The 6,000-nt window shown below is 65.0% G+C and carries 8 protein-coding genes; 7 read left to right on the plus strand and 1 reads right to left on the minus strand.

The genetic code is table 11. The features are described from left to right. Window positions 1–131: 131 nt before the first annotated feature. The 7 genes from AB4Y63_RS17760 (at window position 132) to AB4Y63_RS17790 (ending at window position 4,680) form a co-directional block, all read left to right on the plus strand. Entirely contained in the window at window positions 132–851 is a 720-nt protein-coding gene (locus AB4Y63_RS17760; RefSeq protein ID WP_441792388.1) for a hypothetical protein, read from the plus strand. 89 nt (window positions 852–940) lie between these two features. After that, window positions 941–1,534 carry a dihydrofolate reductase family protein gene (locus AB4Y63_RS17765; RefSeq protein WP_441792389.1) on the plus strand — a complete coding sequence of 198 codons (594 nt, stop codon included), beginning with the start codon at window positions 941–943 and terminating at the stop codon, window positions 1,532–1,534. A gap of 73 nt (window positions 1,535–1,607) precedes the next feature. Further along, a complete protein-coding gene (locus AB4Y63_RS17770; protein ID WP_441792390.1) occupies window positions 1,608–2,045 on the plus strand; it encodes a type II 3-dehydroquinate dehydratase in 438 nt (145 codons plus the stop codon). A 90-nt stretch (window positions 2,046–2,135) separates the two neighbouring features. Then, entirely contained in the window at window positions 2,136–2,696 is a 561-nt protein-coding gene (gene efp, locus AB4Y63_RS17775) for an elongation factor P (RefSeq protein WP_345062454.1), read from the plus strand. After that, on the plus strand, window positions 2,696–3,115 hold the full coding sequence (gene nusB, locus AB4Y63_RS17780; RefSeq protein WP_441792391.1) for a transcription antitermination factor NusB: 420 nt from the start codon (window positions 2,696–2,698) through the stop codon (window positions 3,113–3,115). The genes efp and nusB overlap by 1 nt, the downstream gene beginning before the upstream one ends. A 56-nt stretch (window positions 3,116–3,171) precedes the next feature. Next, on the plus strand, window positions 3,172–3,909 hold the full coding sequence (locus AB4Y63_RS17785) for a DsbA family protein (RefSeq protein WP_441792392.1): 738 nt from the start codon (window positions 3,172–3,174) through the stop codon (window positions 3,907–3,909). 162 nt (window positions 3,910–4,071) lie between these two features. Further along, the gene (locus tag AB4Y63_RS17790; protein ID WP_441792393.1) at window positions 4,072–4,680 is read left to right on the plus strand and encodes a GNAT family N-acetyltransferase; all 609 of its coding nucleotides are present in this window, start codon (window positions 4,072–4,074) and stop codon (window positions 4,678–4,680) included. Between the two features lie 48 nt (window positions 4,681–4,728). Here AB4Y63_RS17790 and AB4Y63_RS17795 read toward each other — a convergent pair. Then, window positions 4,729–6,000, minus strand: a 1,272-nt coding sequence (locus AB4Y63_RS17795) for a DUF222 domain-containing protein (protein ID WP_441792394.1), incomplete at its 5' end; no start/stop codon positions are given.

Genomic DNA, 6,000 nt, shown 5'->3' on the forward strand with positions numbered 1-6,000 from the left:
AGCACCGTTGGTAAGAGTGCATGTGGTCGGGAGGAGGGCGCCCGGGACCGCTCGGTGCAGCTCAGCCCCCTCGGATCGGCGTATCGTCGAGGGAGGAAGGAATCGGTGGGGAATCAGATCAGGAGTAACACATGGCCAGCGTGACGCGTGATGCACAGATGGCGTGGGTCGCATTTGCGGTCGCCATTCTGGGACTGATTGCGAGCGTGATGCTCCTGGTCATGTTTGCCACGGAGGTGCCGTACGACGGGCCGTATGTCTTCGGTGCCGGCTACGAGGTGCTGACGGCGGTCACCAATGCGCTGACGGCTGCTCTGATCATGCACCTGAGTCACTTCGCGGGGCCGTCAGCGGGCGAAAAGGTGCTCACGCCGGTACTCGCCGTTCTGCTGATTGTCGGCGCCGGCTCGGGGATTCTGCTGGTCGCACATGTCGTGTCATACACAATCTCCGTCGCAGTTTCGATTCTGGTGCTGTTCCTGCAGGGCGTGTGGCTGTTCTGGTTCAATCGCCAGATGCACCGCCGGCAGCTGCTGCCTCGCGGAGTGAGCACGTTCGGCTGGCTGATCGGCCTGGCCGTGATGGTCGGACTCGTGTTCGGCACCCTCGGATTGCTGCTTCCCCCGCTCCACATCGCCCAATTGCTTATTCTCGGATTCGGAGTCTTCGCCGCTGGAGGCGGATGGCTGATCGTTCCGGTCTGGTGGGTGATGGTCGGGGTGTGGCTGCTGCGTGGTGGGCGCCCGGCCCGCGGCGCGGAGCGACCGGGCCTCGATGGGGCGACGGATGGCGAGAACGGGCCGAACGAGCCAACCGCGACAGTGAAGCAGCGGGGGAGACGGAAGGCGTAGGCGCCCGGCTAAGCGCCGCCCCAGCCCTCGCGCAACCAGGCGAACGATGCTTGGATGTGTCGCGGCGGCAACCGGTGGAGGAGACGACGATGACGACAGTGACCTGCGATATCGGGATCTCGCTCGACGGATTCGTGGCGGGGCCGAATCAGAGCCTCGAGGATCCGCTCGGTAAAGGCGGTGAACTCCTGCACCGGTGGATGTTCGAGGAGCCAGACGAGAACGCCGACGCGATCGCCGCCATCGTCGACGCCGGTGCCTTCGTGATGGGGCGCAACATGTTCGGCCCGATCCGGGGCGAATGGGTTGATGACTGGACCGGGTGGTGGGGAGCAGACCCGCCCTATCACGCCCCCGTTTTCGTGCTCACGAATCATCCGCGCCCTCCGGTGGAGATGCAGGGCGGCACCACGTTCTACTTCGTCACCGACGGCATCGATTCAGCGTTGGAGCAGGCGCGCGTCGCGGCCGGACCGCGCAACGTGGCTGTCGCCGGTGGCGCCGACACGGTGCGCCAGTATCTCAAGGCCGGCCAGATCGACGTGCTTCGCCTGCACCTGGCACCGATTCTGCTCGGCGCCGGCGAGCGACTGTTCGACGGCGTCAGCGATCTCGCCTTAGAACAGGTGGCGGTGAGCAGCTCGGAGCTCGTCACCCATCTGACCTACCGCATCGTGCACTGAACGACTCCGCACACCCAACAGTGCGACTCTCCGGCTCCGTCGGCGGGCATCCGCACTGCTCTAGGCTGAGAGAATGCGCACAATTCTCGTTCTCAACGGACCGAACCTCGGCCGGCTCGGCAGTCGTGAGCCTGATGTCTACGGCTCGGCCAACCTTGACGATTTGCGCACGATGTTGCAAGCAGAGACCGGCCCGACCGACACCATTGACCTGCGCCAGAGTGATGACGAAGCCGAGCTCATCCACTGGCTCTACGAGGCGGTCGACACGGGCAGCCCTGTCATCCTGAACCCGGCGGCGTTCACCCATTACAGCTACGCGCTGCGGGATGCCGTTGCGCTGGTCACGAAGGCCGGGGTGCCGCTGATCGAGGTGCACATCTCCAACCCGCACGCCCGCGACACCTTCCGCCACACGAGTGTGGTCAGTGCCGTCGCGACCGGTGTGATCGCCGGTTTCGGCTTCGATTCGTACCGTCTCGCGCTCAACTTTTTGACGCACCGCGCCTAACCGCTCTCTTTGGCTCAGGCGGCTGCGGCAACTACACTCGTTTGAGGCCCTCTCCGGCCACCACTTTCCCAATCGAAGGATCATCCCTCCATGGCATCTACCGCCGATATCAAAAATGGCGTTGTACTGAAGATCGACGGCCAGCTTTGGACCGTCATCGAGTTCCAGCACGTCAAGCCGGGCAAGGGTGGCGCTTTCGTGCGCACCAAGCTGAAGAACGTCGTCAGCGGCAAGACCGTCGACCGCACCTACAACGCCGGTGCGAAGATCGAGACCGAGAACGTCGACCGTCGCGACTTCCAGTACCTCTACGCCGATGGCGACTCGTACGTGTTCATGGATGTCTCTGACTACGACCAGCTTCACGTTCCGGCCGTCGTCGTGGGCGACTCCGCGAACTTCATGCTCGAGAACCAGGCCGTCACCATCGCGCTGCACGACGGAAACCCGCTCTACGTCGAATTGCCGGCATCCGTCGTTCTGGAGATCACCTACACCGAGCCCGGCCTGCAGGGCGACCGCTCGACCGGTGGCACCAAGCCGGCGACCGTCGAGACCGGCTACCAGATTCAGGTTCCGCTGTTCCTCGACATCGGCACCAAGGTCAAGGTGGACACCCGTACCGGTGACTACCTGAGCCGCGTCAACTAGTGAGCGCTCGTACCAAGGCGCGCAAGCGCGCCATCGACATTCTCTACTCTGCTGACGTTCGTCAGACCACGATTGAGGATGCTCTCGCCGCTGAGGCGGTGCGTGCAGCGAGCGAGCCCGATCGTCTGGCCTCGTGGCTGTATGCGCGCGAGATCGTCGATGGCGTTGTCGACCACCGCGAAGAAATCGATGAACTCATCGAGACGTACTCGCAGGGCTGGACGCTGTCACGCATGCCCATGATCGACCGGGCGATTCTGCGCATCGGCATCTGGGAGATTCTCTTCAACGATGCCGTTCCGCACGCCGTGGCCATCGATGAGGCCGTCGAAGCAGCCAAGGTGCTGTCGACGAACGACTCAGCCGGTTTCGTGAATGGCCTGCTCGGGCGCATCGCTCAGACGGCACCCTCCGCCTAACCCGTTCGAAACAATCGGCTGATCCAGCCGGTTCACCTCAACACGAAAGCATCACGATGGCTCGCAGCACCCTGACCTCCCGCCGTTTCAGCACCCTGGTGACCGCAATGGCGATCACCGCATTCGTCACCCTCGGGGTTGCAGGATGCGCGCCGGAGCCGAGTGCGGGCGGGGGCTCAGGCGGGTCATCAACGGCGACACCGCCGCCCATCCCCACCGGAGTCGAGGGTGCTGCGTTCTTCGATGAGGGCTACCTCAAGGTCGGCACCGGGGCGACCGTCGTCGACCTGTACTTTGACCCGATGTGCCCGATTTGCGGTGTGTTCGACAAGACAAACGGTGCGTTCTTGACCGACCAGGTCGACACCGGAGCGATCACGTTGCGGTTGCACCCGATGAACTTCTTGAACCGGTTCTCGCAGGGAACCGACTACTCCTCTCGCGCCGGCTCGGCGTTGACATGCGTTGCGGCTCAGGACGAGTCAAAGACTCTGGCCTATTTCACCGCGCTCTTCGCTGAGCAGCCGAAGGAGAACTCGGAGGGGCTGACCAATGAGCAGCTGGGTGAGATCGCTGTCAGCGTGGGGGCGATGAGCGTCGCCGATTGCGTGGCGAACGGTACCTACACGTCCTGGATTCAGAGCGTGAACGACGCGGCACTGGCCGGTCCTATTCCTGGCTCGGACGTGAAGGCCATTGAGGGCACACCGACCACGTTGGTCAACGGCAAGCCCTTCACCGGCTCGTTGACTGACGCTGCGGCATTCGAGAAGTTCGTCGCCGACAACAGCTGATCACGGGTGATGATCAGCTGAGCTGATCGGGGCGAATCCCTCTCACCGGTACATTCCGAAAGCCGGGCGCTGATTCAGCGCCCGGCTTTCTTCGTCTGCGAAGCACCGCATGTCGAGTCTCAGCTCCGCCCTGCGGAGAACAAAGGGCCGTAGCCTGATGTCATGCAGAAGCTGGAAGGGTTCACTCCCGTGCGGGTCGCCACGGATCGCGATCTCGAGGCACTCGTGTCGACGGTGTCGACGGCATTCCTGGCCGACCCGCTCTGGGCGCCGATGTTTCCGGATGAGGCACGACGCGAGACGCAGATGCGGCAGTTCTGGCGCTACCTGGCCGGTTCTGCGTTGCGATACCCCTGGACCTTGGTCACTGACCAGGTGGAGTCGGCGGCGGTGTGGTTGCCGCCGGGGAGCACCGAGCTGACTGACGAAGAATCGGCTGGCTTCGAAGAGTTTCTGAACCACTTGGTCGGGGAGCCGGCTGCCGCCGGGATCGAGCGTCTCGTCGAGCAATTCGAGGATGTCCGTCCCGATGATTCCCACTACTACCTGAGTCTGCTGGCGACGCATAGTGCGCATCGCGGACAAGGGCTCGGAATGAATCTGCTCCGTGAAAACCTGGCGCGGATCGACGTGCTCGGAGCATCGGCTTATCTGGAGTCATCGAATCCGGCGAACGACGCCAGATACGCCAGCGTGGGATTCGAGCGCCGCGGCGAGTTCATCGCGTCGACGGGTGCGGTCGTGACGACCATGTGGCGATCGCCTCGGTAATGCGGATGTGCTGAGCTCCTGAAGCTGAGCTGCTGAAGCGCGTCGGCGTCAGAACGGCGGCGGTTCAATCTCGAGGTGCGGCGCGGTCTGTGATTCACGGAGCGGTTGCGCGTCTATGAGATCGTGGGTCGATGGGACTGTGTCGGTAGACCCGACCCCGGGCGGGCTGGTGCTGGGCATCCTTGGGTCGGGCAGGCTGGTGCCGGGCAGATCGAGCGCGGGCCGGGTGGTGTAGACGCGGCCGGTGGGTGAGGTCCAGGCAATGACGCCGTCGCCTTGCTGAACCGGATGCCAGGTGCTGGCGTGCTTGAGCCGGTGGCAGGGTGTGCAGAGGTGGGCGAGATTGACGGCGTCTGTCGGTCCGCCGAAAGCGCGGGCAATGGTGTGGTCGATCTCGCTGGTCGCGGCGGGTTGGCCGCAGTTCACGCCCCGGCAGGTGCCGTCGCGGGTGTGCAACCAGATTTTCAAATCTTCGGGCACCCGGTAGTGCTCAGTTCCAAGAGAGAGCGGCACGCCGGTCTCGGGGTGCACCAGCAACCGGAGGAACGACGGCGCCTTCGCACAGAGTTCACGCGCGGTGTCGGCGTCGATCGGGCCGTACCCGTCAAGGGTGGCCGGTTCGTCACTGAGACCCATCAGGGTGAACACCGGCACGGTCACGATCACGGTCGGCCGGATGCCGCGGCCCGGCCTCCGGCGCCGCGTGGACCGGACGGGCTTCCCGGCGTCGGCGCGGGCGTCCTCGAGGAGGCCCTGCAGTTCAGCGGTCAGTTCGCCCGGCTCGAACAGTTCCCCGTCGTGCAGGAGTTCGACGGCGACATCGGCGCGCAGCTGAGCGAGGGTGCGCGGGTCGGTCGGATGCTGCCGCCTGCGGGCGATCTCGTCGACCCGGGTGAACGCGGCCAGCACGTCGGCGGCCGGCCCGAACAGGTTCAACCAGGCCATCCCGTCGGGCGCCGCCTCGAACGCCAGCCGCCGCTCCGCCGTGACCGCCCGTTTCCGGGCGCGGATGGAGTCGGGGTGCAGGCGTTCCCGCAACGCGACCGCTTTCCGGCGCAGCTGACCGGCCGGCAGCCGGAATGCGTGCGGCAACACCGCCTCCTCGAACGCGGCCCGCACCTCGGCGGGCAGGGTCTTAGCCTGGTCGAGGATCACTTGGGCATGCCGGTAGCTGATCGTCCCGGCCTCCAACGCGGCCCGGGTGCCGGGCAGTTCGCGCACGAGAGTCTGACTGTCGTCGATCAGCCGGGACGCGCTCGGCTGCGGCACCCGCAGCAGCGCGCCGATCTCGCTGACGAAGACCCGGTGCGCCCACTCGGC

This window comes from Leifsonia sp. YAF41, assembly GCF_052113185.1.
Lineage (GTDB): Bacteria > Actinomycetota > Actinomycetes > Actinomycetales > Microbacteriaceae > Cryobacterium.

What these genes read in the sequence shown, in the direction of transcription:
- AB4Y63_RS17760 (WP_441792388.1), top strand. Translation starts at nt 132, where the DNA reads ATGGCCAGCGTGACGCGTGATGCACAGATGGCGTGGGTCGCATTTGCG.
- AB4Y63_RS17765 (WP_441792389.1), top strand. Translation starts at nt 941, where the DNA reads ATGACGACAGTGACCTGCGATATCGGGATCTCGCTCGACGGATTCGTG.
- AB4Y63_RS17770 (WP_441792390.1), top strand. Translation starts at nt 1,608, where the DNA reads ATGCGCACAATTCTCGTTCTCAACGGACCGAACCTCGGCCGGCTCGGC.
- efp (WP_345062454.1), top strand. Translation starts at nt 2,136, where the DNA reads ATGGCATCTACCGCCGATATCAAAAATGGCGTTGTACTGAAGATCGAC.
- AB4Y63_RS17785 (WP_441792392.1), top strand. Translation starts at nt 3,172, where the DNA reads ATGGCTCGCAGCACCCTGACCTCCCGCCGTTTCAGCACCCTGGTGACC.
- AB4Y63_RS17790 (WP_441792393.1), top strand. Translation starts at nt 4,072, where the DNA reads ATGCAGAAGCTGGAAGGGTTCACTCCCGTGCGGGTCGCCACGGATCGC.